This is a genomic window from Paenibacillus sp. cl130 (genome assembly GCF_900116035.1).
Taxonomy (GTDB): domain Bacteria; phylum Bacillota; class Bacilli; order Paenibacillales; family Paenibacillaceae; genus Paenibacillus; species Paenibacillus polymyxa_B.
On sequence record NZ_FOYG01000003.1, the window covers coordinates 538022 to 564398 of the forward strand.

A 26377-nucleotide genomic window follows, 5' to 3' on the forward strand; every position below is an offset into this window, starting at 1 on the left:
AGATAATCGTCGTGCTTTAGGCTTTAGGATGAATCATATGCGCAGGTACAACATATTGATCGAACTGTTCTTCAGTCAACAGTCCGCTGCGGAGTGCCGCTTCTTTTAAAGACAGTCCTTCTGCATGTGCAAGTTTGGCGATTTTAGCGGCATTTTCATATCCGATATGTGGATTCAATGCCGTCACCAGCATCAGCGAATTATTCAAATTGTGCTCAATTTTAACGAGATCAGGCTCAATGCCGATCGCACAGTTGTCATTAAAAGCAATCATGGAATCGGCCAGCAGATGAACAGACTGCAGAAAATTGTAGATGATTACTGGCTTAAACACGTTCAGTTCAAAATTACCCTGACTCGCAGCAAAGCCGATAGCTGCATCATTACCCATTACTTGCGTAACGACCATCGTCAGTGCTTCGCTCTGGGTCGGATTCACCTTACCGGGCATGATAGAGCTACCTGGCTCGTTAGCAGGGATCGTAATTTCCCCCAAACCGCTACGCGGACCACTCGCCAGCCAGCGAACATCATTGGCGATTTTCATCAAATCGGCAGCGAGCGCTTTGACTGCTCCATGTACGGCCACCACTTCATCGTGGCTGGTCAATGCATGAAATTTATTGGGTGCGGAAGTGAACGTTTTGCCAGTGAAACTGGAAATTTCCGCAGAGGTTCGGGAGCCAAACTCTGGATGAGCATTAATTCCTGTCCCCACCGCTGTACCGCCAATCGCCAGCTCCTTCATGTATTGAACCGTGTCGATGATAATTCGCTTGCTCTTGTCCAGCATGGCATACCAGCCGCTTATTTCCTGGCCCAGCGTAAGCGGTGTCGCATCTTGTAAATGGGTTCGTCCAATTTTTATAATATCCTTGAATTGCTCTGACTTCTGTTGAAAAGTCTCTTTCAGCTTATCGATGGCAGGCAACAAACGATCCTCCACTGCAATGACACCCGCTACATGAAGCGCTGTAGGAAACGTATCGTTTGAGCTTTGCGACATGTTCACATCGTCATTGGGATGCAGCTTCGTATCTTTTCCCTGCTCTTGTAACCATTGGCTTCCCAGATGAGCAATCACTTCATTCACATTCATATTGGACTGCGTACCGCTCCCTGTCTGCCATACAACCAATGGGAAATGGTCATCAACTCGCCCTGCGAGAATTTCGTCTGCTGCATAAATAATGGCATCCTGCTTCTCCTGTGATAGCTTACCCAGCTTATAGTTACTGATCGCCGCGCTCTTTTTAAGCACCGCGAACGCCTGTATGACCTCTAATGGCATTTTCTCCGAACCAATCGGGAAATTTTCCTTGCTGCGCTGTGTTTGCGCTCCCCACAGACGGTCTGCCGGTACTTTGATTTCGCCCAACGTATCCTTTTCGATGCGGTAGTTCAACTCATTTCCTCCTCTTGGCCTATGTAATTCAGACAAAATATGGTGATCTCTCTTGCCTATTATACATTAAATTTCAAATGTTATCATTTATTTTGCAAGCGCTTTTTTACGATAAGGCCAGAGGAGGCAAAAGGAGATTTCCGCTACTATCCTGGGTCACTAAGTTCAGCTAATGATGATATTTCTTTTGCCATGGACTTCTTTTCTGCCCAGTAGCTTGTTCAGCGCATCGATGTAAGCTTTGGCGCTAGCTTCCAAAATATCAGTACTTGTGCCTCTTCCCAGTGCTGTGTACTCACCTTGCCTCAAAATGGCGTGTACTTCCCCCAATGCATCTTTGCCATATGTTACAGATTGGATCGAGTAATCCTCCAACTCCACCTCTTCACCACTGGCCTTGTCTATAGCATGGAAAATCGCATCTACAGAACCGTTACCCATTGCTACTTAATCAATTGCTGTCCCATCTTGTTTACTCAACCGAATGGATGCGACTGGAACCGACTGATTGCCATAGGACACCTGAATGGAATCCAGTGTGTAAATTTGAGGCGAGGCATTGCGGCTTTCATCCATCAGGACGAGCAAATCTTCATCCAACACCTGTTTTTTCTTATCCGTCAAGTCCTTGAATTTGCGGAACGCCTCTTGCAGCTGTTCCTCCGTCAAAGCTTCAAACCCCATGTCCGCCAGTTTTTCTTTAAATGCATGTCTACCCGAGTGCTTGCCCAATACAAGTTTACTTGTCTTCAGACCAATACGCTCAGGGGACACGATCTCATACGTTGTACGCTCTTTAAGCATTCCGTCCTGATGTATACCAGACTCGTGCGCAAACGCATTGGCTCCAACAATGGCCTTGTTTCCCGGTACCGACATCCCCGTACGTTTGCTCACCAGGCGACTGGTGGCATACAGCTCCTCCAAAACCAGACTCGTTTGTGCACCATAGAGCTCGGTTCTAGTGTCAAGGGCCAGTGCAACTTCCTCGATAGGTGTATTTCCGGCTCGCTCACCGATGCCATTGATGGTACCTTCAAATTGGTCTACACCATTACGGATAGCCGCCAGCGTGTTAGCTGTTGCCATACCAAGATCATCATGACAATGTGTGCTAAGTTGTATTTTTTCGATACCGGGCACTTGTTGTTTTACAATTCTAAACATTTCACCGAACTGATCCGGCGAGGCATATCCCACCGTATCCGGTAAATTGACGACTGTCGCACCAGCACGAATCGCCATATCCACGACCTCACAAATAAAGTCCAGCTCGGTACGACTGGCGTCCTCTGCTGAAAATTCTACCTTGCTGAAATACTTGCGTCCATAACGAATGGCAGCAGTAGCGGTCTCTAATACTTTCGCTTTATCCATTCGCAGCTTATGTTGGCGGTGAATGGGTGAGGTAGCCAGGAACAAATGAAGACAGGCATCCTCAGCTCCTTGTAGCGCCTCTCTGACTGCATCAATATCCTGTTCCTTCGAGCGTGCAAAACCAACCAGTGTTGCTTGGGTAACCTGTTTGGCAATCTCCTGCATGCTGATAATCTCACCAGGCGAGGTTGCTGGAAAGCCAGTCTCAATCCGATCTACGCCTAACTTTTGCAGCTGAAGAGCAATTTCCACCTTTTCTGTGCTGGTTAAGCTAACTCCTGGTGATTGCTCTCCATCTCTTAACGTTGTGTCCAACACCCATATTTTACGCATACAGATACCACCTTTGGATTGATTTTAGGAGATGTTCGAGTAGAAGGCTTAAAATCCGTTTTATCATTCATCTGATCATCTGATGTTTAAGAGTAAAAAAATTTATGAACTTCCCATATGCTTTTGCAGCTCCAGCTTGGTGCCGTCCAAATGTTGAATGCTATACAGCTCGGCAGCCTTGCCATCCTGATCCCGGATTGCTTCATATATTTTTTCATGCTGCAAAGTAAAATGATTTTGCATCGCTGGATCGGTAATGAGATTGTTCAATGCCTTGCGAATGGCCTCTACAAAGCTGCCATATACGTCTGTAAGCACCTTGTTGCGTGTAGCTCCGGCAACAGCCAAGTGAAAAGTGATATCCGCATCTAAGTACCCAGACAAATCTCCAGCGGCCAAAGTTGCAGCACGACGGTCCAGCGCCGCACGCATTAAGTGTAAATCCTCGTCATTACGACGTAATGCACCCAATCTGGCAATCTCTAGTTCCAACACACTCCGTACTTCATAAACTTCAATAATTTCAGCACGGCTTAGACGGTAATCCAATGGTTCTTGAGAAGTCGTCGGTTGGCAGACAAAAGTTCCGTGTCCTTGCTTTTTCTCTAATAGACCGGCATGTACCAGAACGCTAACCGCTTCACGCACTGTAGACCGCCCGACTCCGAATAGCTTCATGAGCTCAGGCTCGGTTGGAATCTTTGTGCCCACATTCCATTCACCAGCAGCAATTTTTCGTTGCAGTTGTTCAGCTACTTCATCGACGATTTGCTTGCGTTTGACGGCTTGAAAAGGAAAATTCATCTGATCATCTCCTGTTTCGTATCATACTATGACTGCTTGGCATTCTGCAACCTTTTTCGTCCTCCTTCCCCATTGTCCCTTACCTGTGCTTTACATACCCAAATAAAGCCTGCACCGTTGGACACGATACAGGCTTATAAGGATAAATTAAATGCTAGGATTTCGATTTATTAGGTGTTATACAATACAAACGGCTGGTTGCCTCAAAAATATGGCCTGGAGCCAGTGCAATCAATCCGATCTCCTCCGCTGGTAGGTCCGGACGATTCGGTGCATTGATCATGTTCATTTGCGGTTCAGGACAGATGAATTCCTTGTTCGCTTTGTTATTCCAGATCATCCAATGCTTATAAGCTGTACCTACATCGTATACGAGGGTAGCCCCTGTCTTACTGTGTGTCAGTTCCATGTAGTTGCGTCCATTTTGCGGAGCTGCCGTGTAATGATTATCCATAGAGGCAAAATAAGGACTAACTCCCGTCGTCTTCAGCAGTTCCTCTTCCAGAGATAAAGGCTGGAACTGACCTGTGGCCAACAACCGTTCCGTCAGCTCACGACGCTCACCGATTGTGACCTTAATCTTGTAATCCTCAGGCGAGCTATCGGGTACGAACGGAACGCGAATCGCTGTGTGAAAGGCAAATAAGTTGGGGATCGGTTGATCGCCCTCGTTATGGATCACATAACGCTGATGCAGGCCAAATTCGTCCAGGCTGTACGTTAACTTCATGGTAAAGGTGAAGGGTAAATAACGGAACATGGGATGTCCTTCCCTTACATGCTGATTCATTACCACATAGCTACCTTGCTCCCCGGAACCGTAGTCCTCAACCTCCCACCGAACAGTGTGTAAAAAGCCGTGCAGATGGTTGTGGGTCGCCTCTTCATTTATCGGCAGCTCATATGTAACACCATTCCACAGGAATTTTCCATCCTCATACCGATTCGGAGGGAACAGGAAAGGAATTCCGTAAACGGACGGGCTTTGCTTAAAAGCCTCTATGCTCTCAGCATCTGGCTCACGCAGAAAAGAATATCCCGTTTCATTGTCACGAAAAGAAATCAGATTTGCGCCGTTTCCCGGCAGGGCAACCGCTTCATATCGTCCAAATTTAAGACGAATCGCCGGTATTCCATAATAAAGATCACCAATTGCAGCATGTTGTTGTGTCATCAAAAAATCCTCCTTGATGAAATGACGATGTTTAATGAAAGCGTTTAGCTTTTGGCTTGACTATACCATGCTGAGCAAAAAAATTCCACGTCCACAAAAAAAACGATGCCCCGCAAGGCATCGTCCTTCACACATCACTACACATAACGTCCCTGTTTGGGTACAGCCATGTGTTCAAAATCTCCCGCCAGTCGCTCCAGCTGATCTGTCAGCTCAGCACCATGCATGTAATGACCGTGTCCTGTGACTGCAATCTTAGGCTTTAACTTGGCCAGCATTTCCACCGAACGCTGCGCAGCTTGCCAATCTGTTGTAAAATACGCAGGAGGCCCATGTATTTCTTTTCCCTGTAAAATAACGGCCAGTGCCGATTCCTGTTTCACCGTAATAAAAGCGTCACCGGCCACCATTAACCTTCTTCGCTCATGAAAAAGCGATACATGACCAGGTGTATGTCCTGGCGTATGCAGCCACTTCCAACCAGGGGCACCGGGGACACTGCCATCTTGGGGCAGGGATGTGATGCGATCATCGAGATCTATAGCATCATTGGGGTATAAGAAGGAAATGCCTGACATTAAACCTCCCCCTACACTAGGGTCAGGTTTTTGATAATCCTTCATTCCCGTCAAATAAGGTAATTCCAAAGGATGTGCATAAACAGGTGTACCCCAATGCTGTACCAACTCAATAACCGAACCTACATGATCAAAATGACCATGTGTAAGCACAATAGCGATTGGAGGGCCAGCGAACCGTTCCTCTGCCAGGCGTATAATCGAGTCTGTAAATCCTGTCATCCCCGTATCCACCAGCACCCAGGAGCGGCTTCCCGGCTCTCCAATAAAACACATATTTACAAACAGCGTCCGTAAGCTCAGGAGATCGGGAGCAGCCTCTTCATTTGCCGTCATTCCTTCGGTGAACAGATGATTTGCCAAAGCTTCACCCTCCTATTCACATGGAATTTCCTGTTAATATCGACCTTTAGGCTTCCCCCATGTCAGCAGATTATGCGGACACTGCTAAATATAATCCGCTTGTCACGAAAATAGACCATGTTTACATTACTCGGGTAATTTGCTCCATGCCGTATCTAGTAAATAATCGAACAAATCATCGTTCTCTTCAATCCAGCTATCCATTTGCAGCATCTCTTCCTCCACCCGTGGCTCTCCTGCAAAATGGAGACTGTAATCCCATTCCTTTCCCCTTTTACTGTGGAATGTGATTTCATATACAGAACTCTGTCCGTCTACTCCAAATACCACTTGGCCCAGATAAGCACCATTCTCATCTTTTGTCATTTGTGCCTGTTGAATATGTACTTCTTTCACTTCCTGAGGTGAATTTTGCTCTGTCATTCATCTATCCGCCCTTTCATTTTCACTAAATAGTACCAAAACTGATTTGTGAACCTTTTCGTTACATTGTACAATATATAAGCTATGTGTGGAATTTGCAAAAAAACTGTGCAAGTTACCCAAGCCTTGTTTAAGGCTTTTCGTGAAATGGAGGAAAGTTACATGTCAGATTTTCAACAAAAATTGCAAAAATATGCCGAGTTAGCCGTTCGGGTCGGCGCCAATGTACATCCTGGGCAGACACTCATCGTTCATGCGCCAATCTTGTCCGCCGAACTCGTGAGACTTATCGTCAAATCAGCGTATACTGCCGGAGCCAAGCTGGTTACAGTAAAATGGAGTGATGAGACCATTACTCGATTACAGTATGAACTAGCTCCTGATGAAACTTTTAATATTGCTCCCAAATGGTACGCAGCCGAAATGACTGAAGAGGTCGAAAATGGCGCAGCTGTACTGCATGTCATTGCAGAAAATCCGGATTTGCTTAAAGGGATTCCGTCCAGCCGAATTACTGCTGCCCAGCGCGTGCGGTCACATGAATTACGTCAATACCGCGAATATCAAATGGCCGACAAATTCAGTTGGTCTCTGATTGCTTATCCTTCAGCAGAGTGGGCTGCCAAAGTATTCCCTGATCTGCCAGCTTCAGAGCAAATGGATAAACTGTGGGATGCCATTTTCAGCACCGTGCGTGTGGATCTGGATAACCCCGTGGAGGCGTGGAAAGAGCATTTGAAAACCCTTTCCAGCAAATCTGATATTTTAAATGCCAAACGCTATAAAAAGCTGCATTATCTGGCTCCAGGCACAGACCTCACCATCGAATTGGCAAAAGATCATCTGTGGGTAGCAGCCGAAAGCGTCAACCAACAGGGACATACTTTTGTAGCCAATATGCCTACTGAGGAAGTGTTTACAGCTCCGCTCAAAACGGGAGTGAACGGTAAGGTCAGCAGCACCAAGCCACTTAGCTACAGCGGAAATATCATCGACAACTTTTCACTGACTTTTGAAAATGGACGTATTGTCGATGTACAGGCAGAGACCGGTTTGGAAACTCTTCAGCATCTCGTAGAAATGGATGAAGGTTCACACTATCTGGGCGAGGTTGCTCTCGTACCTCATAAGTCACCTATCTCTGATAAAAATATTTTATTTTATAATACGTTGTTTGACGAAAATGCCTCTAACCATTTGGCTATCGGTAACGCCTATGCATTTAACCTTAAAGGCGGCAAGGATATGACTCAAGAGCAGTTGGCTGCCAACGGCCTGAATTCCAGCCTGACACACGTCGACTTTATGATCGGTTCAGGTGAAATGGACATCAACGGCGTTACCGAGGACGGTACTGAGGAACCTATCTTCCGTAAAGGAAATTGGGCGATCTAACACGGCAAAAAAGGCTCTCACCGCTTCATGCGTGAGAGCCTTCTTGCTTCATCCTATAGGCTATGTTAGATCTATTTTACAACGTGTTAATCCAAGAATTCGCTGCAATTCCAAAAACAATTTGTACCACGCTGATGATAAAAAAGACAATAAGACAATTTACAACTCTTCGATTGGTGGTTTGATGCATGGATAAAGATGATTTCACATAAAACATACTGCCTAATATCCCCAAACACAGACCAAAGATGCCAGCAAATAGCCATCCTATAACCAAACTGACCACGACAAAAGCCCAACTCCAGCCGGGAACTTTACTCACAGGAACATAAGGTTGATTGGACCCAAGATACACACCGTCCACGGCTAAATCTGCTTTGTTGCCAATGACAACAACATTTACAGCTTTTTCTTTCAATCTAATTGGAAAATCAATCAAGTTCAAAAATGCGTTCTGGCTTTTAACCTTCTGCTCGCTTCCATTTACAATAATTTTTCCGCCAGTTAAGCTACGCTTGTACTCAATACTATATTGAGTACCTTGATCTTCTACATTCCATTTTGCCATCGCTAAACCCCTCTCAAATTTTAGGGGAGCCATAAATATACTCCCGGCATTTCCTGATTATGTACCATAAAAATCATAACATAAGCTGCAAGTTAAATAATGGGAAAAAGGTCGCTGATCAGCGGCCTTTGATTCTACTTTATTTCGTATGGGGTTAGTTTCTATATCCAATTTTAGCCTTGTAGGCAAGTGAATACTGGTCAGCCGCTAAAATCGCATCAAGCACATCATACGCTGTGACAGCAAATGGTAGATTGTGAGCAGTTTCGCCTTCTTTGGTAGCAGCCTGAGCTACCCGGTACAAATCCTCTCGGGAAGCTTCCTGGAGCTTAATGTCTTCCAGCGTGACAGGCAGATCGAGTTTTAGATAAAAGTCAATATACCGCTCCACCTCGGACAAAGGTCTTTTTTCCAAGGCAAGCTGGACTAAGGTGCCAAAAGCTACCTTCTGACCATGTGTCAGGTGATGAATGTCTCCTTCCAGAACGGTAAAACCATTGTGAATCGCATGTGCGCCTGCCAAACCGCCGCTTTCAAAGCCCAAACCGCTTAGCAACGTATTGGCTTCCACTACCGCTTCAAGCGCAGGTGTGACGACTTTGCGTTTCACGGATTCGTAAGCCTGCAGTCCGTAATCGAAAAGAACTTCCTCACACTTGGACGCAATGGCTTCTGCCGCCAAGGTTGGCAAACCACCAGCCATTGTCGTTGCGCGAGCTTCAATGACCGCACGGGCTTCAATCCACGTCGCCATAGCATCTGCAATGCCTGAGGAGAGGAACAAAGGCGGTGCTTGAGAAATGACTTTCGTGTCCACCAGGATCAGGCTCGGATTTTTACTGAAAAAGGAATAGGTATCAAATGCACCCTCATCGGTGTACAAAACGGATAGTGCACTGGTGGGTGCATCTGTAGAAGCGGTTGTTGGAATAATCACAACCGAGGAACCGAGTAGTTCATTAACAGCTTTGGCAGTATCCAGCGTTTTACCACCACCTACACCAATGACAATGTCGACCTGGGCGCTTCGTCCCTGATCCGCAATACGGTTGACTTCATTTTTGGATGCTTCCCCTTGAAACTCAATTTTAACCGCCGTAATATCAGTCTGTTCCAGACTTTTTACCACGCGGTCGGCTGCAATCTCCCAAACCAGCTTGTCCGCAATAACCAAGGCAGTATGACCAAATGGCTTAACATACTCACCAGCTTTATCAATCACATTTTTCCCTTGCACATATTTACCTGGACTAATAAATACTTTTTCGCTCATCGTTTAACTCTCCCTTCCAAGTTTTTACAATTTCTATTATACGGCTGAAAGGGCACACATCTCAATTTCGAAACCAAGATCTTCAATCATTTGATGATCAAATGTGACCTCTTGGCCTTCTGTCGTTAAATAATCTCCTACAAAAATTGAATTCGCTGCATACAGGCATAGCGGTTGTAACGAGCGTAAATTCAACTCTCGTCCACCTGCAACGCGTATTTCTTTGGATGGACAGATGAAGCGGAACAGTGCCAGCACCTTCAAAGCTTGGATAGGTGATATTCGCTTTGCTCCCTCCAACGGGGTTCCAGGGACTGGATTCAAGAAGTTAACCGGAATAGAGTCAGCATCTAACTCCCGTAAGGCATAAGCCATTTGAACGATTTCCTCATTCGTTTCCCCCATCCCGATAATAACGCCAGAGCATGGAGACATTCCGTGAGATTGAGCCATTTTCACAGTTTCGACGCGTTGATCGTATGTATGTGTGGTTGTAATCGAGGGATAGTTGGCCTTACTTGTATTTAAATTATGATTGTATCGATGTACCCCAGCCTCTGCCAACCGCCGTGCCTGATCTCCCTTGAGAATCCCTAAGCAGGCGCAAATTTTGAGCGGCATCGTGCGATTAATTTCTTGTACTGCCTCAATCACCTGATCCAGTTCTCGATCTGTTGGACCTTTGCCGGAAGCTACGATGCAATAGGTCCCTGCTCTCCGCGCTACTGCTTCCCTAGCTCCAGCCAACAGTGATTCCTTGTCCAACATACTGTACTTGCTCACAGGCGCCGTGGATACGATAGATTGTGAGCAATAACCGCAATCCTCCGGGCATAGGCCACTTTTGGCATTAATGATCATGTTGAGCTTTACTTTTTTTTCATAAAAATGATGCCGCACCCGAAATGAAGCTTGCATAATCGGTAATAATTCTTCATCGTCGGCTTCCAGTACCGCTATGCCTTCTTCCAGCGATACACAACTGCCGTGTATTGCTTTTTCAGCCAACGAGTCCCATTCTATAACCTTGTTTAGTAAATTCATACTTCTTGCCTCCCAAAATTTAATGATCATGTAAATGGATAAGATTTTCAGCGTAGAGAAGTTCTTTTTTTATTGTCAACCTAAATAATTATAATTAGGTTGACAATCACACGAACATCATATCAATTCATGTCCATTCTGTAAAGAAGACAAAATAAAAAGCGACCCCACATCGTTCAAGGTCGCTCTCTAGATTTATTCCGTTATGAGACTCCTGCTTCTTCCACGATGATAGGCTGTTTTATCAGCCGAATACGTGAAATCCGCTTGTTTTCAACTTCTTCTACCGTGAACATACATCCCTCAAACACTACAGACTGGCCAGGCAGTGGGGGAATAACCTCGACATGTGAGTATAGCCAGCCCCCTACCGTATCATAATCCTCATGATCAAGATCCAGTCCAAAGCGATCGTTCACTTCATCAATTAATAACATGCCGTCAATGGAAAATTCCTCGTCATTAATCTGCTCACAACTCGGACGTTCCTGATCGAACTCATCCTGAATTTCACCAACGATTTCTTCCATAATATCTTCCAGTGTTACCATACCCGATGTACCGCCATATTCATCAATCAAAATTGCGATTTGCGTCTTGCTACGCTGCATGCGTTTGAGCAGATCACTAATTTGCGTAGATTCAGGGACAGCAAGAATCGGTCGAATCATCGTACGGGTATCCAGTGTGTTCGCCCGTAGAAGGTCCTTAATATGGATAAAGCCGATAATATGGTCCTTATCTTCGGCGCAGATTGGATAACGGGTTCTCATGCTTTCCGTCGCAATCGCGAGATTTTCTTCTGTGGACTCATTACTGTATAAGCAGATCATCTCAGTTCGCGGAATCATGATTTCCCTGGCGGTCGTGTCGGTAAAATCAAATATATTATCAACAAGCGCCAATTCCGTATTATCAATTAGTCCGCTCTTATTGCTTTCTTTCATCAGAATGCGTATTTCATCTCCGGTATGCGCGGAATCGTCATTCTCTGATACCGGCTCCAGACGGAATAAACGCAGCAGGCTGTTCGCCATTCCATTTAACGCCCATATGAATGGATACATCAACTTGTAAAACCAAGTCATCAGCATGGCTGAATACAGCGTAATGGTCTCAGATTTACGAATAGCTATCGTTTTGGGCGCCAATTCACCCAACACAATATGCAGAATCGTAATGACAATAAATGCAATAACCACGGCAGTACCGTGCACATATACCGCTCCTAATCCAGCGGCTGTAAATACAGGTTCGATCAAATGTGCGATGGCCGGCTCTCCGATCCATCCTAGTCCCAACGATGCTAGTGTAATACCCAACTGGCAGGCAGACAAATAAGCGTCCAAGTTGTGTAACATATTGGCGGCGTACACGGCCTTTTTATTGCCCGCTTCCACCAATGTTTCAATACGGCTGCCTCTGACCTTCACCATGGCAAATTCCGCAGATACAAAAAAACCATTCAATAGTACTAATGCAAAAACTATAAATAAGTTAAACATACTCGGTAAAGGGTCACTCAATATGCTCCCCATCAGCCGTCATTACGGCAGACAGGCGCACCTCCTTCGGATAGTTTCATCATAGACAGAACGATAACACATCATAAGCAGCGTCAACTTCCCAACACATTCACTCCTTCCGGCTTCCAAAGCCATATTCCGCATAAATGATTAGATCATTCATCAGCTTATATTTAATTATATAACTATACTCTATACAGTCAAACCACAAGCAATGTCAGAAAAAACAGCTCCTCTATCATTTAGGTCGTAAAGCTCTCGTTTTCGCCGCTTACCATCAAGAAAGCTACTATATTTGAGAAAGATTATAAACAAAATACATCCCCTGCCGTCTGGCAGAGGATGTAGACTCATATATATGAAGGCATCAGCGAACCGGGGATGCACCCGGGTTCCCGATGACGCCGGGATATTGGTACAACAACGGCTCATCAAATGTTGCATAGTCCAGGTTTAGCATTAGTAGAATAGTCCGTTTGCCCGTCGCCGGATCACTAATAATAATGTGGTCCCGACCTGCTGCTTCCAGAATGCCTTTGAATATTTTCGCATTCCATTCCCGGTTATTTTCATAGGTCATATAAAAGGTTCCCGTTTTTCCTAAGTTCAAGCGTAAAATATTTTCGATGTATGATTGCTCGTATTGCGGAGTCTGAACCTGCACTACGGTACCCGTTGGTGTCATAGGGCTGCCACTACTTACTTGAGGTGGAAAGCCAGTCATAGGCTGCATGGTTCCGATTGGAGTCATCCCTCTTGGCCATTCGGGATACCCATTGCCGGAAGCATAAGATACGGGACGGTAAGCTTGCTGTGAAATCATGTAAATTCCTCCTAAAATAGTTTAAATTTAATTCTTAAAGCCATTCTGTAAATTGTCTAATATACATTAGGACAATCCTGTACAGTCGGGCTAAAAAAGCAGTGGGCTTTAAAACGTCCGGTATTGACCTGGCTATACCAGGTATCTGGGCAGTCTCCGGCAGGTCTGAAAAACCATAATGAATTGGATGCCGGACGTATTTTCTCTCCATTGATTACACGCTGGGCAAGTCGAATGTCCCGATCACGGGCTTTCTGATAAAAATACCCCTTCTGAGTAGCCTCAAACCCGCCGGGGCTTTGAAACACCATGTCATTCATCATACGTATGCCCTGGAAATCCAGGCAATTGGATAAAATCCGGTTCACCCCAACATTACCGACCATGAGCATTCCCTGCTCTCCTTCGCCTTCGGCCTCAGCCCGCATCAGTCGGGCGAGGGTCCTTACATCCTCTGAGTTGGTCTTGATTACAGCCACCGCGTCCCCTCCTCGCTTCTCCATCACATACCCTATCGTATGGTACAAATGCCCAATGGGTGACAGTCCAGAAAAACAAAAAAATAGCCCCAAGACTGGGACTACTCATTTAGGCTTTTATTATGGCTCATAAATCATTTTGCGCGTCATGCCACCATCTACTACCAGATTCGTGCCTGTTACAAAATCATTGCCAGGTTGTGTCAAATACAGACAGGCCCGTGCGATGTCTTTAGGGGTTCCTACTCGCCCAGACGGATGCTGTTGATGGTCTTCTGCACGAAGTTGCTCATAATCCCCGGTTTCAATCCACCCTGGACTGATGCAATTGACCTGAATCCCGTCCTTTCCTAGCGACATAGCCATCGCGTGTGTAAGGGCCGCAATGGCTCCTTTGGATGCCGCGTAGGCTTCTGTATCCGGCTCTGACATGAAAGCTCGTGTAGAGGTCATATTGACCACAGAGCCACCTTCTACGTTTCGTTTCATTACCTTAGCCGCTTCCCTAGTGGCAATAAAACAGCTGCGTACGTTTGTATTCAAAATGTCATCCCATTCTGCTATCGTTAACTCATATGGAGATTTCCATTTGGACACGCCAGCGTTGTTAATTAGCGTATGAATCGTACCGTATTCTTCTTCCGTGGCACGGATTAGCGCCACTATATCTTCTTCCTTCCGCACATCACAAGGAATAAAAATGGCCTGATAGCCTTCGTTCCGGGCCGCTGCAGCGGCTGCGGCACCCTCTTCCTCATTGTGGTCCGCAAATACAACATGGGCACCCTGAGCAGCGTAGGCAAAAGCGACCTCTTTCCCGATGCCATGCGCCGCTCCTGTTACAATAACAACTTGTCCCTCAAATGACACATATCATTCCTCCTCTGAACTACTCTGTTCTAATATATATGTACCAAAATGTGCTGTACAAGAAACATCTACAGCCCCCTATCCTGATTTCTCGCAGAAGGCTGTAAATGAATCCAAGAACATTAGACTGAATTCTACATTTTAACCTGTTCCAAGCTATAGCGATTAAGACGCTGAAACCCGATATACCTTGTACCCTGAAAAGTAAGCCGTCCCTCATCACCTTCAGCGCATTGACCATATTCTTCCCCAGATACCTTGAACTCCATCCGGTCGCCACTCTCCACCTCGAAGGTTACGTAATAGAAAGTATAGGTACGAGTCCCTTGTTCCTCCTGCCGCCTCTGTTGGAGATGTGTCCTTCTGGCTGTAATTCGGGAACCGACCGTCAATACAGGCTGTCTTTTATTCCGACTCCATTCCATGACTTCCCTGCCTGCAGACAACACGACAATTCCCAACACGACAACGAAAAATACGGGCAGTACCGTGCCCAGCCAATCGAACATCCATAATGACTCAAATCCCATGCACCGCACTCCTCTCCGCCAGGCATTCCACAGGGAAACTACCGGGCATCCTGACCTGACCTAAGCTTTCTATAACAGTATATGTATGTTCCTGCCCAAATTTGATAGCAACTCTCAAGAACGCCAAGAGCCCCCACGGAATAGTCCGGGAGGCTCAAGATATGGCGATATCAGAATGATGCATCGATTTACACATGTACAAGCTGGAGATAACGTTGTGTTTCATCCAGAACTTCATGATCTTCGTCTTCAGCGTAACGCTCTGCACACTGCTTGCAGTCCTCTTCAGTCGTGCAACCATAGGCATCCTGGCAAGTATAACAAAATTGAAGGTAGTATTGGGTTAACATATGATCCTGATTCGCTGTCATGATTATCACTCCTATCGTTGTTTACAGGTTTAGTATAACAGCGGCTTATTCGTTGGTTTGTGATTTTTTTCACATATAGTCGTATAAAATTTAAATTTTTTAAAAATAAAACGCCCTGGGAAAAACACCCCAGGGCAATCAGCTTTATAGCGATTATAAAATTCTCCAGTTCGCACCGCCGTCCGTCGTCTTCAGCAGCAGTGACTTCTTATCATCAAGGCGTTCCAAAAGGAGCCAACCCACCGAAGAAGAAGCGAAACGGAGCTTGACCGATCGTGGGTAGTCTTTTAGCTTCAAAGGTAGCACTTTGTTGCCTGTGAGACTTGTCCACGTCTTCCCCCCATCCAATGTACGGCTCATTCCGGTTTCAGTTATGATCCACCCTTCCTTTTCGTTTAGAAACGTACGTCCAGGGATAATAGAATTAATGTTGCTACTCAGACCCAAAGGCACACCGCTCCATTGGGCCCCTGTATCATTTGTAAACAGTCCATTATATTTTGTGCCGTTAGCCCCATAGCAAAGAACCGGAATCCAATACGAGGAACTGCTCCCTTTCAGAGACTGCTGAGCTTCTGCTTTGGCCTGAGGGCAGCCTTGTATTCTGTTAGCTACCGGAGTCCAGGTTTTCCCTTGATTCGAAGTCTTGTATAACTTAACACTGCTATCCAGATTGATCGCTACAAATCCCTGATTGTTGGAAGAAAAGCTCATTCCTGCCAGACTGCCCCGATCGGGTAAACCTGAGCCTGTTTTGTTGGATGTCGTACCAGAACTTTGCGCAACTTTATTCCACGTGGCTCCCCCGTCAGTGGTGTGATACAACAGTTTTTGTTGATCCTGCTCATTCAGTTTTACATATGCCATGATCCAGCCAGTAGTTGGATTTACATATTGAATCGAGCTCACATGATCCCCGCTTGGAAGCGCTGAAACATCCCAGCTCTGTCCTCCATCTGCTGTTCTCAGAATGACGGTTGCTGTTTTGTCCAAATTTTGACGGACAACCCAACCGTGACGAGAATCAGTGAAACTGATGTCCTTTCCATATTCAAGTTTGTCTTGAAATTGGACATTTTCGGAGGGGGAAATATTATTCCATGTCTTTCCGCCATCATGAGTATCATAAAGCCGGAGCTCATTATGGGTAACTCCCCAAACTAACCCTTTATTGTTATCAATTAAATGAAAATCCGCTATTCGCGTCTGAACTACATATTTGGCGTTGGGATCGCCCACCTTTGGAGTCACTGGTGGATTAATAGTAATCGTCTGACCCTGGTCATCAGGTTCCTCAATCGGAGGTTTAGTTAACGTTTCTGGGGCTTCAGCAGAACAGGCAGTCAGTAGAATGCCCGTCAGTAGCAGTACTCCCCCTAAGAGCGCACGCCAGCGCAGTTTCATATAAAAATCCTCCCTCGATGGCATGCTGTAATCACGTGCCAAAAGCTTATCTGAAACAGAATTATACCATAAACGCCTCTATGTGACACTTTTCGCGTAATGTCAAAAAAAACCGGACCCTTCACAAAAGTGCAGGATGCCGGCTTTTTTTATACTAGAATTTATTAAGATTTACGGTTCAACAAACTTTTGTGGTATCCATAGAAGAAATAGATCAGCAATCCAAGCAGGAGCCACACAATAAATCCAATCCAGGTGCTAATATGAAGCTGAAGCATCAGACCGATGCAAACCAAAGCACTTAAAAGCGGGAGCAACGGCACCCACGGCACGGTAAAGCCTCTTTTCAAATCAGGGCGTTTCTTGCGCAGCACGATAACCCCTACCGATACCACAGCAAAAGCGAACAGGGTTCCAATACTCGTCAAATTGGTCAGTGCATGTAATGGAAACAATCCACTAGCCAATGCGATAATGCTGCCCACCAGCCAAGTGCTTCGTATCGGTGTTTGAGTTTTGGCATTTATTTTGGATAAAAAAACGGGTAAAAGGCCATCACGTGACATAGAGAAAATTAACCGCGTTTGACCAAACAACAGCACCAGTAAAACGGTGGTCATCCCCGCAATCGCACCGACTGAAATCAATCCGGCTACAAAATCCTGATGAATAAAGCGGAGAGCAAACGCAACAGGATCACTTACCCCCAACTGCGTATAAGGTACCATTCCTGTTAGTACAACTGAAACCGCAATATACAGTACCGTGCAGATCGCTAGAGAAGAAATAATGCCGATGGGCATATTCCGCTGCGGATTGCGAACCTCTTCGGCTGCAGTTGAGATGGCATCAAAACCCAGATAAGCAAAAAATACGATTGCCGCAGCACTCAAAACACCAGAAAAACCATAAGGCAAAAATGGTGTCCAGTTGTCAGGCTTAACATAAAAGATACCGATCCCAATAAATAGCAATACAACTCCGACTTTAACACAAACCATTATTAAATTGAATCGGACCGTCTCCTTGGCTCCGAGACTCAGTAACAGTGTGATGAGCATAATGATGCACACGGCTGGTAGATCAATAATGGTTCCCTTAGTTGAATCGAAGGCTGCGGTTAAAGCCAGCGGTAAATGTACATCAAATCCAGCCAGCAAGCCTTGAAAGTAAGCAGACCATCCACTACTCACAGAGGCGGCCGCCACTCCGTATTCCAGAATCAGGTCCCAACCCAGTACCCAGGCCAAAATTTCTCCAAATACAATATAACTATACGCATAAGCGCTCCCAGCTGCGGGAACTGTAGATGAAAGCTCCGCATAACACAAGGCTGCTAGTACGCAGGCAATACCTGCAATAACAAAGGAGAGCATCAATCCAGGACCTGCATTTTCTGCTGCTGCCTTGCCAGTAATAACAAAAATCCCAGTACCGATAATACATCCTACACCTAGCATGGTGAGATCAAAGGCACCCATTGTTCTCTTTAAGTGACCTGTAGATCCGCTTTCCTCATGCGGGAGCAGTCCTGTTTTTTTTCGAAATAAGTCCATATGCCGAATCCTCTTTCCATAATTTCATGCGTCAATATCGGTGCTGCAACGCTTTAGTGCGTGTTCTTATCATTCGATTAATTATTAGCGAGCTCGTCTTTGAAGTCAAGGAAAAATGTCATATTTCTTTGCGGTGGGTAAATATATACGGTACACTAAGTTGGAAAGATAAATTTTTAAGAAATACCCCAAAATGAAAAGGTATTCAACCCGAGAAGGAGATGAGGATTTTATGAGCTTAAAACCTTACAAACGAAGTAGAGTGGCCATTGTCGGCATGGGAGCGGTTGGTACAACAACCGGCTATACCCTACTGCTGCGCCAACGCATGTCAGAACTTGTCTTTATTGATGTCAACGTCAAAAAGGCGAAGGGGGAAATGCTCGATATGAATCATGGGCTTCCCTTTCTCGGCGGTGTCAAAGTGTGGGCAGGTGATTATGAAGACTGCCGTGATGCAGATATCATTATTGTTACAGCAGGGGCTTCACAAAAGCCGGGAGAAACGCGCATTGATTTGCTGAAGCGTAATGCCGAAATTTTTGAAAGTATTATTGATAATATCGTTAAGGTCAATACACACGGCATTTTGCTGATCGCTACCAATCCAGTGGACATTCTCTCCTACATCTCTTGGAAACGCAGTGGTTGGCCTTCAAGCAGAGTCATTGGGTCAGGTACGTTGCTGGACAGCGCACGCTTCCGTTATTTGATCGGGAAGCAAAAGGGCATCGATCCACGAAGCATCCACGCCCATATTATTGGAGAACACGGTGACTCCGAGTTACCTGTATGGAGCACAGCCAACGTAGCTGGAACTCCACTGGAGCTGGGTGAAGAAACGAAAAATGAAATTTTTGAAAATACCAAGAATGCTGCCTATGAAATTATAGATGCTAAAGGCGCAACTTCTTATGCTATCGGGCTGGCTCTCGACCGAATCGTAGCCGCCATTCTCGGGGACGAGGGGTCGGTACTTAATGTGTCCACCTTGCTGGAAGATTATAACGGAGTATCTGACGTATATTTAGGTGTTCCAAGTATCGTAGATCACAATGGGGTACGTGAAATTTTGGATCTTCCGCTCAATGACGAGGAACGTGCAAGATTGCTTCAATCTGCGGACAAGCTGAAGGATCAAATTAGCAAAGTTCATATGTAGATCGCGAACATAAATACTAAACAAAACTGGCCTCCACAGCGGTAATATCCGTTGAGAGGCCAGTTTTTTAGTCATTATAATGTAAAAGTTCAGTTTGTCGTCCTGCTATGCATTCGAATTACCAAGGTGGCGTATCGCCATCCACGTCCTCATTTTCATGCTGGCGTTTCTCTTTTAGCCGCTCAGCCACCGTTTCAAACGATTCAGGTTGGAGCAACTCAATCGGTGAAAATCCCTTTTCAAACGTAAATGCATCACCTTCAATAATAAGTGCATATCTATCATGAAGTTTCGTGATATGCAGTTTGGCGCCAAAGTCGGACAGTAGCCCACGCACGGCCGTATCATCTAGTTTGAAACGAACTTCAATTTCTGGTTTCAGCTCGACAATATGCTGTGCAGCCTCTACGACCTGAAGGGGTTCCCATTTCCCTTGCAGATCCCGTTTTTCGCTAGCCGCCCACAATTCCAGATCGCGCTCTTCCTGCTGTCTTTCCTCATTAGATGCATCCGGCCATTTGGTTTCTACATAGTTCTGAACGAAGCCCATGACATGCTCATTGACGATTTCCGGCATGGATTGCTCATAGGTCACGAATTTCAAAAAATCTTCAAAATACCGGGCATGCGAAGACTGGTGAATTTTAAGCTCCCACTCATCGTTCATCCCTTCCTCAAGCATGTAAGGATACATGATGGATTTCATATTACGGGCAGAAATAGCCATTTCGACCTCACTCACCAGACTGCTTTCAGTAATTCTGGCAATTTTAGGTTCAAAATCACATTTAAGCACAAAAATAAACGGATCATCCGAGTGTGTATTCAAGGTAGCCTGTACAATGATCAGCGCTCCGCCGCGTACTGCGCTCGTATCCAGATACATCCGCACCAGATCGTCACAAGCATTTTTAAAATCTTCCTTATCCTCTGCTGCCCGCAGTCGGGCGAACATATTGAAATTCGGATTACTGCTCAATTCATGCTCCGGTTCGACGATAAAGCGGCCGATTTTGGTCGGTGCCTGCTCTGTGCTGGGGTTTTTTTCAACCTTCCGCTTGCTAATACGAGCAAATTCCCCGTCCAGAAATTTTTTAACATCGCTTTCGTCATAATCGTAGTCGTCCATTGTAGCGTAATGCTTATAGGACTTACCACCCTGTCCTTCTTTTCCATCTACCTGAATTACAAAAAAAGATAAAAAATCCACTTGAAAGTTCATTTACGTTCCATTCGCTCCTTTTCAGGCATGTACGCGTAATTATATCACTATGATTTTAAAAGGTACATCGGATTCAGATCCCTATTATTAGATAAATAGTTTAGTTAACATAATATTTATTATGTTGATAGTTTTTTTATTTAGATATTATTCCCAATTCACAAGTTTAAAGTGAGTACTTTTACCACTATTCTAATTCACGTCTTTAAGGATCATTGACCTCTTTATTTTCCATGCTCTACTTTCTTCATGATTTCAAAAAACATTTGACTAATCAGTAGTCAATTTATTATATTATCTATTATTATATAGACAAAAATATATTTTGTTTATATAAAATGATATTTCAAGGGGGTTGCGCCCTGAAAACAGGAAAGGAGAGTTTGTTGTTGTTTAAAAATCCATATATAAGGACCATTATCGCCTCCAATGCGCTGCTAAATTTGGGCATTTGGGTGCGCAACTTTGCCATACTGTTGTATGTAACAGATTTGACTAATAATGATCCCGTATACGTATCGCTCATTTCGGTTGCTGAATTCATGCCTATTTTTCTGTTCGCTATCATTGGAGGAACATTCGCGGACCGTTGGCGGCCCAAACGGACCATGATTAGTTGCGATTTGCTATCCGCGGCCTCTATTTTTATTGTTTTGTTGGCATTATGGTACGGGTCATGGCAGGTGCTTTTGCTGTCCACTTTCTTTTCAGCCATTCTATCTCAATTTTCTCAGCCGTCTGCGATGAAGATATTTAAGCAGCATGTAGCACCAGAACAGCTACAGGGAGTGATGGCCCTTTTTCAATCTCTCATGGCATTATTTATGGTTATCGGCCCTGTTATCGGTACATTTATTTATCAACACTTTGGAATTTTCACTTCAATGTCTATAACCGGAATATTGTTTCTCATCTCGGCGCTTGTTCTGACTCGCATTCCACAAGATGAACAATCACTTGAGATAGATGATCAACCAACTCATTTCATTCAAGAGCTTAAAGAAGGAATACGTTATGTATGGAATAACCGCACACTTCGCACGCTTGGGGGAACATTTACCGTAATTGGGCTGGCTGTCGGACTTATTCAACCATTAATGGTTTTTGTCGCCATCGAGAACCTTGGACAAAACAAGGAATTCCTGCAATGGCCGTTAATGGCGAACGGAGCGGCTATGCTGGTGGGAGGCGGCCTGATTATGGGGGTTGCCAAAAAAGCACAGCCGCAATTGCTGCTGGTGGCCGGACTTTTGGTCAGCACACTGACAACCTTTGGTGTCGGATGGTCACACAATATTGTGCTGACAATGGCACTACAAGTTTTCAGCGGCCTATTTTATCCTTGCATTCATATCGGTATCAACACAATGATGATGAAAAACGCCGAAGCTGCTTTTATCGGCCGCGTCGGTGGTGCCCTCTCTCCCCTGTTCTCCGGGATGATGGTCGTCGGTATGAGTATCGGCGGAACACTCAAACACGAATCCTCCCTGAACACCGTATATACCGTGAGCGCCGGCTTGTTTTTGGTCGGAGCGATGCTGTTGTTACCATTGCTTCGTGACAGGCAGCCCGTACAAGCTGTCATAGCTGATGATTCTAAATAACAGCACAAGAAACCGCCCCTGGAGATATGATATGGCATCCTCCGGGGGCGGTTTCTTAATGTTTGTATCATGAATTCATACAGATTATGACTCTCTTCCTTCATGCTGTCTTTTCCACAATCGTGCATACAGGCCGTACTTTTTCCGCTACCAGAAGGACCTACAAGCGCTGTGAAAGAACGGAATGGCATAAGCCTGCTCACATCCCGCAGTACAGGCTGGTCACCATACCCAAAACTTATGCGCCTCAGCTCAATGTCGTGTCTTTCCGAAGGCAGCTGGTCACCCAGCATCACTGGCTCGTTCAGCAATTGGACGATACGCTCACCTGCCTGTTGTTGTCTCTACTTTTATAACTACGAGTGATTTCAGTCTTAACTCAAACAGCGCGCACCGATTGAGTATCCGCACGCGCTGGCTACATAGCTTTTTTCATCTGTCTACTTGACAGGGATATGACCAAAGGACGGTTTTTTATATCACTTATACATTTGTAGAAAATAGTGAAGGTGCCTTTTTCAGTGCACTTATTTTATTTCTTTCATAAAGCTCCTGAAGTTTTCAACGATTTCCTTTGATTTGGTATGGTGTAAATAATGTTCTCCTTCAAGTGTCATTACTTTTCCATGAACAGAATTTTTGACTTGCTCTTCATGTAGTGGTATCCATCTTTCCACATCTGTATTATTCGCTTGTATAAAGAAAATAAGGGGCAGATTTTTTGGGAATGTTAAATTTTTAGCTGCTTTAAAATTAGGATAAATATTTTCCATTTCGTTTGAGGTGCTGGAATTATACATGTTTTTGAGAGAAAGGATTCTCATTTGTTCTTTTGTTTCATCATCATAGGGTAGTCCAGCATATGGGTCACCAGTAAGTTTCATTACCAATCTGGCTAAACCTGATTTTTTGAGAAATTTAAACGTTTTTATTGGTAATTCAGCATCCATACCACCTTGCGTTGGAACACTGCTATCAATTCCGACAAAAGCACTCACTTCGTTTTCATATTTGTTCACATAATCCAGTCCGTAAATGCCTGCAATGGAATGACCCATTAGAATATATCGGTCAATTTTAAGACTCTGTAAAGCTTCATGAATTTCACTTACAATATTCTCTGTGTTTCGTTCCTTTTCGGTTAGATCACTTAATCCATAACCAAAAGGCTCAATAACGATGACTTTGTAAAATGGAGATAGCTCTTCTACTAGCGGTTTAAAATCAAGTGCTGGTGCTGCTGTTCCATAACCTGGTAGTAACACGACGGTCTCTTCGCCTTTTCCTTGAATCAAAACATTCATTTTTTTCCCATCTACAGGTACGAACTGACCATAGGATTGTATTTTTCCTTGCTCTGATTTGCTGCTGATAATATTAACTGTATAGACAACGGCTAGAAAAAGCACGATTGCTATAACTATTGTTCCTATTATTTTAAGCAAAATGCTTCGTACTTTATTTGTTCTCGTTCCATTCCTCATTTTCATTACCTCTCTTCGTTTCACGCTCAACTTCTCCTGTCCCATTCTGTTTGTTGGGCTACCTTAACGAGCCGCTAATGAAAGCTTAACGAAAGAAGATGTACTCCCTATGACGACAATATGAACGGAGTATGAACAAGCAAAAAAATGCTACGTTGTCCAAGGAAACTGCACATTATGCTGTATCATGGAAAATGCGGTTTAGATAATCCGAATGATACCCTATGAATCTAACTAATCTGGTGGCGTTGTGATTGGCAAGGTGACAATGACGGTCGTTCCTTGGCCGGGTTCACTTTCCACTCGAATGTCGCCTTGATGAAGCGATACGATCTGTTTAACGATGGCGAGTCCCATACCGCTACCGCCATATTTACGACTGTGGGAACGATCAGCTTTAAAAAATCGCTCGAATATACGCTTCTGGTCCTCAAGGGAAATGCCAATGCCCGTATCGGATATTCGGACTGCTACGCTTTTGATATCTTGCTTGATGCTGACGTTAATAACGCTGCCATTCTTGGAAAATTTGATGCTATTACCGAGTATGTTCGTCCATACCTGGTTTAATTGATCTTGATCCGCCAATAGGCGAACGGTCTTCAAATTGAGCTCGAAACGGATGTTGCGAGCCGACCATTGCGGCTGGATCGCGACGATGACTCGTCTGATCTGTTCATCAAGGCTGAACGTGACCAGCCGCATCTGCTGTGACTGCGATTCAAGCAAACTCAGCTTTAGCAGGCTATCGCTCATCTTGGACATCCGATCTGCTTCCGCGATGATGATATCGAGATAACGACTTCGCTCGTTATCTGCTATATCTACTTGCTTGAGTGCTATAGCATAACCGGATATCGAGGTGAGCGGCGACTGAACTTCATGCGACACATTCGTGACGAACTCCCTACGCATCTGCTCAAGTTGCTGTAGATCATGCATCATTTCTTCAAAGCTGCGAGCCAAAGTACCTAGCTCACCCTTTTGCTTAATATTCAGCTTGACGTTGAAATCTCCAACTGCTATACGTCTGGTCGCTTTTGTCAGTTTTTTGATCGGTCTGACTAGGAATATAGAGGCAACCAAAATCAATAGACTTCCTGTTACCAACGAATAGGTCAAAAAAGTAAATAACCATTTTTGAGCAAAAGAGACGGAAGGATACATAAGCGGCTCCACAAACATCGCTTTCATTCCCATTTCCGTTTTCAACCTCAGTCCCAAGAGGTTCATTGAAACACTACTCGGATTAACTTGAACAACTTCTCCACCCAATACTTTCCTTACTTGATCCATCGTCACAGTAACAGGTTTTTGTCCGTTAAGCGCTCCGTAAGACTGGAACTGCCCCGTTTCATCAAAAATTCGAATATAATAGGAATCGAGTTGTTTCATTCCACTTACGAATAAGTCCGCTTCACGTAACGGAATGGTTTCGTAAACCCGGACAATGTCCTGACCAAAGTTAAATAAGGTGGTTTGCAAATTTTCGTTCAATTTCTCTTCAAACACCCAAAATGTTACAAAAAAAGCAATGATCGTGCCCGCGAGGACGGAGACCAGAAATGTCAGGACAACACGTGTATATAAGGATCTGATCATTCGTAAACCTCAAGCCGGTAGCCAAGTCCACGCACCGTCTCGATACGAAAATCGGGTGTTGTAGCGAACCGTTCGCGCAGGCGTTTAATATGTACGTCTATCGTTCGATCATCTCCAGTATAATCGATCCCCCAAATTTGATCGATCAACTGCTCGCGCGTATACACTTGTCCAGGTGTTCCAGCGAGCTTATACAGCAATTCGAACTCCTTGAGCGGCAACGTGAGCGACTCCGTCCCTCTCATCACCTTATAGGTCTGCCGATCAAGGATGACGTTGCCGAACTGGATCGTCTGCGTGGTGCCAATCCGATAGCGTTTCAGCAGTGCTCTGACCCGAACTGTCAATTCTAGTGGATCAAACGGTTTCGTCAAATAATCATCTGTTCCAAGTTCGAAACCTTTCACTTTCTCCCATGTTTCGCCTCTCGCAGTCAGCATAAGTAAGGGAAGATCAGGATTGGCTCTTCTGAGCTCCTTGCATAACGTCCAACCATCCATTATCGGCATCATAATATCGAGCACGACAAGATCGATATGCCTTGTAGCGTAGACGGTCAGTGCTTCCTTGCCGTCTGCGGCTTCGGCTGTTACGAATCCGTCGTTGCGTAGAAATAAACAGACGAGTTCGCGAATGTTCGCATCGTCGTCAGCAACCAGTATAGTAGGCATTCGTTTCCTCTTTCCCTGTTTTCATCCCATATTGAAGTAACCATTATACTATAAATAAAATTGAATCGTTCCTATTCTTCCTATAATTTTACAGTGTTATTCCTCCCGGTTTCCGCAGGTCTCAGAGCCCTCATCATGGCCCTGTTGTCCTGATTTACCAATACCCAAAGGGCGGGCAATGCGGGACGTCTTAAATCCCTGCCTCGGTTATACTTTTTTTGCTTCTTGAAACCAGGAATGCCCATCATTTGTCATAAGGACACTCCTGTTAATTTAAAAACACCCTACTAGCATTAATGGGGACAGAGCTATAAGTTCCAGTGCCTTACTCTC

23 protein-coding genes and 2 pseudogenes are annotated in these 26377 nt (G+C 44.9%); 3 read left to right on the forward strand and 22 right to left on the reverse strand.

Translation table 11 applies throughout. The features are described from left to right. Window positions 1-16: 16 nt before the first annotated feature. From fumC to BM358_RS11540, 6 genes and pseudogenes are all read right to left on the reverse strand, one after another. On the reverse strand, window positions 17-1405 hold the full coding sequence (gene fumC / locus BM358_RS11515; protein WP_023988874.1) for a class II fumarate hydratase: 1389 nt from the start codon (window positions 1403-1405) through the stop codon (window positions 17-19). 165 nt (window positions 1406-1570) lie between these two features. After that, window positions 1571-3115: pseudogene (locus tag BM358_RS11520) on the reverse strand (2-isopropylmalate synthase). Between the two features lie 102 nt (window positions 3116-3217). Further along, window positions 3218-3919 (reverse strand): FadR/GntR family transcriptional regulator, encoded by a 702-nt coding sequence (locus tag BM358_RS11525; protein ID WP_028541644.1) that lies wholly within the window; start codon window positions 3917-3919, stop codon window positions 3218-3220. Window positions 3920-4073: 154 nt separating this feature from the next. Beyond that, window positions 4074-5093 carry an aldose 1-epimerase gene (locus tag BM358_RS11530; RefSeq protein ID WP_028541645.1) on the reverse strand — a complete coding sequence of 340 codons (1020 nt, stop codon included), beginning with the start codon at window positions 5091-5093 and terminating at the stop codon, window positions 4074-4076. Between the two features lie 137 nt (window positions 5094-5230). Next, window positions 5231-6034, reverse strand: coding sequence for an MBL fold metallo-hydrolase (locus BM358_RS11535; RefSeq protein WP_028541646.1), 804 nt, complete (start codon window positions 6032-6034; stop codon window positions 5231-5233). Between the two features lie 126 nt (window positions 6035-6160). Beyond that, window positions 6161-6457, reverse strand: coding sequence for a hypothetical protein (locus tag BM358_RS11540; RefSeq protein ID WP_028541647.1), 297 nt, complete (start codon window positions 6455-6457; stop codon window positions 6161-6163). Between the two features lie 162 nt (window positions 6458-6619). On the opposite strand from BM358_RS11540, the gene BM358_RS11545 reads away from it, so the two are divergent. Further along, on the forward strand, window positions 6620-7852 hold the full coding sequence (locus BM358_RS11545; protein ID WP_025722749.1) for an aminopeptidase: 1233 nt from the start codon (window positions 6620-6622) through the stop codon (window positions 7850-7852). A 76-nt stretch (window positions 7853-7928) separates the two neighbouring features. On the opposite strand, the gene BM358_RS11550 is transcribed toward BM358_RS11545, so the two are convergent. The 11 genes from BM358_RS11550 to BM358_RS11600 form a co-directional block, all read right to left on the reverse strand. Next, entirely contained in the window at window positions 7929-8420 is a 492-nt protein-coding gene (locus tag BM358_RS11550) for a hypothetical protein (RefSeq protein ID WP_028541648.1), read from the reverse strand. Between the two features lie 154 nt (window positions 8421-8574). Next, on the reverse strand, window positions 8575-9693 hold the full coding sequence (locus BM358_RS11555) for a glycerol dehydrogenase (RefSeq protein ID WP_028541649.1): 1119 nt from the start codon (window positions 9691-9693) through the stop codon (window positions 8575-8577). 36 nt (window positions 9694-9729) lie between these two features. Further along, window positions 9730-10737 (reverse strand): biotin synthase BioB, encoded by a 1008-nt coding sequence (gene bioB, locus BM358_RS11560; protein WP_028541650.1) that lies wholly within the window; start codon window positions 10735-10737, stop codon window positions 9730-9732. A gap of 203 nt (window positions 10738-10940) precedes the next feature. Then, window positions 10941-12242 (reverse strand): hemolysin family protein, encoded by a 1302-nt coding sequence (locus BM358_RS11565; protein ID WP_175405309.1) that lies wholly within the window; start codon window positions 12240-12242, stop codon window positions 10941-10943. 388 nt (window positions 12243-12630) lie between these two features. Then, a complete protein-coding gene (gene gerQ / locus BM358_RS11570) occupies window positions 12631-13086 on the reverse strand; it encodes a spore coat protein GerQ (RefSeq protein WP_023988884.1) in 456 nt (151 codons plus the stop codon). 56 nt (window positions 13087-13142) lie between these two features. Beyond that, window positions 13143-13565: a cell wall hydrolase gene (locus BM358_RS11575; RefSeq protein ID WP_023988885.1), complete on the reverse strand. Its 423-nt coding sequence runs from the start codon at window positions 13563-13565 to the stop codon at window positions 13143-13145. 120 nt (window positions 13566-13685) lie between these two features. After that, on the reverse strand, window positions 13686-14435 hold the full coding sequence (locus tag BM358_RS11580; protein WP_023988886.1) for an SDR family NAD(P)-dependent oxidoreductase: 750 nt from the start codon (window positions 14433-14435) through the stop codon (window positions 13686-13688). Between the two features lie 134 nt (window positions 14436-14569). After that, window positions 14570-14965, reverse strand: coding sequence for a DUF2500 domain-containing protein (locus BM358_RS11585; RefSeq protein ID WP_013371386.1), 396 nt, complete (start codon window positions 14963-14965; stop codon window positions 14570-14572). Between the two features lie 188 nt (window positions 14966-15153). Further along, entirely contained in the window at window positions 15154-15336 is a 183-nt protein-coding gene (locus BM358_RS11590) for a hypothetical protein (protein WP_028541651.1), read from the reverse strand. A gap of 153 nt (window positions 15337-15489) precedes the next feature. Then, on the reverse strand, window positions 15490-16740 hold the full coding sequence (locus BM358_RS11595; protein ID WP_023988888.1) for a WD40/YVTN/BNR-like repeat-containing protein: 1251 nt from the start codon (window positions 16738-16740) through the stop codon (window positions 15490-15492). Between the two features lie 164 nt (window positions 16741-16904). Continuing rightward, window positions 16905-18296, reverse strand: coding sequence for a branched-chain amino acid transporter BcaP (locus tag BM358_RS11600; RefSeq protein WP_023988889.1), 1392 nt, complete (start codon window positions 18294-18296; stop codon window positions 16905-16907). 232 nt (window positions 18297-18528) lie between these two features. Between BM358_RS11600 and BM358_RS11605 the strand changes: the two genes are divergently transcribed. Beyond that, window positions 18529-19458, forward strand: a complete 930-nt coding sequence (locus BM358_RS11605; protein ID WP_013310450.1) for an L-lactate dehydrogenase — start codon at window positions 18529-18531, stop codon at window positions 19456-19458. 118 nt (window positions 19459-19576) lie between these two features. Here BM358_RS11605 and BM358_RS11610 read toward each other — a convergent pair whose 3' ends face one another. Further along, the gene (locus tag BM358_RS11610) at window positions 19577-20680 is read right to left on the reverse strand and encodes a DUF3900 domain-containing protein (RefSeq protein ID WP_028541652.1); all 1104 of its coding nucleotides are present in this window, start codon (window positions 20678-20680) and stop codon (window positions 19577-19579) included. Between the two features lie 389 nt (window positions 20681-21069). Here BM358_RS11610 and BM358_RS11615 point away from each other — a divergent pair, with 389 nt between their 5' ends. Beyond that, window positions 21070-22287: an MFS transporter gene (locus BM358_RS11615; RefSeq protein WP_028541653.1), complete on the forward strand. Its 1218-nt coding sequence runs from the start codon at window positions 21070-21072 to the stop codon at window positions 22285-22287. 134 nt (window positions 22288-22421) lie between these two features. Here BM358_RS11615 and BM358_RS26840 read toward each other — a convergent pair. From BM358_RS26840 to BM358_RS11635, 4 genes and pseudogenes are all read right to left on the reverse strand, one after another. After that, window positions 22422-22625: pseudogene (locus BM358_RS26840) on the reverse strand (ABC transporter ATP-binding protein); the annotation flags it as partial. 189 nt (window positions 22626-22814) lie between these two features. Then, window positions 22815-23777, reverse strand: coding sequence for an alpha/beta fold hydrolase (locus tag BM358_RS11625; protein WP_371263077.1), 963 nt, complete (start codon window positions 23775-23777; stop codon window positions 22815-22817). A gap of 228 nt (window positions 23778-24005) precedes the next feature. Beyond that, entirely contained in the window at window positions 24006-25373 is a 1368-nt protein-coding gene (locus BM358_RS11630) for a sensor histidine kinase (RefSeq protein ID WP_028541654.1), read from the reverse strand. Next, window positions 25370-26044 carry a response regulator transcription factor gene (locus tag BM358_RS11635; protein WP_028541655.1) on the reverse strand — a complete coding sequence of 225 codons (675 nt, stop codon included), beginning with the start codon at window positions 26042-26044 and terminating at the stop codon, window positions 25370-25372. The genes BM358_RS11630 and BM358_RS11635 overlap by 4 nt, the downstream gene beginning before the upstream one ends. Between the last annotated feature and the right edge of the window lie 333 nt (window positions 26045-26377).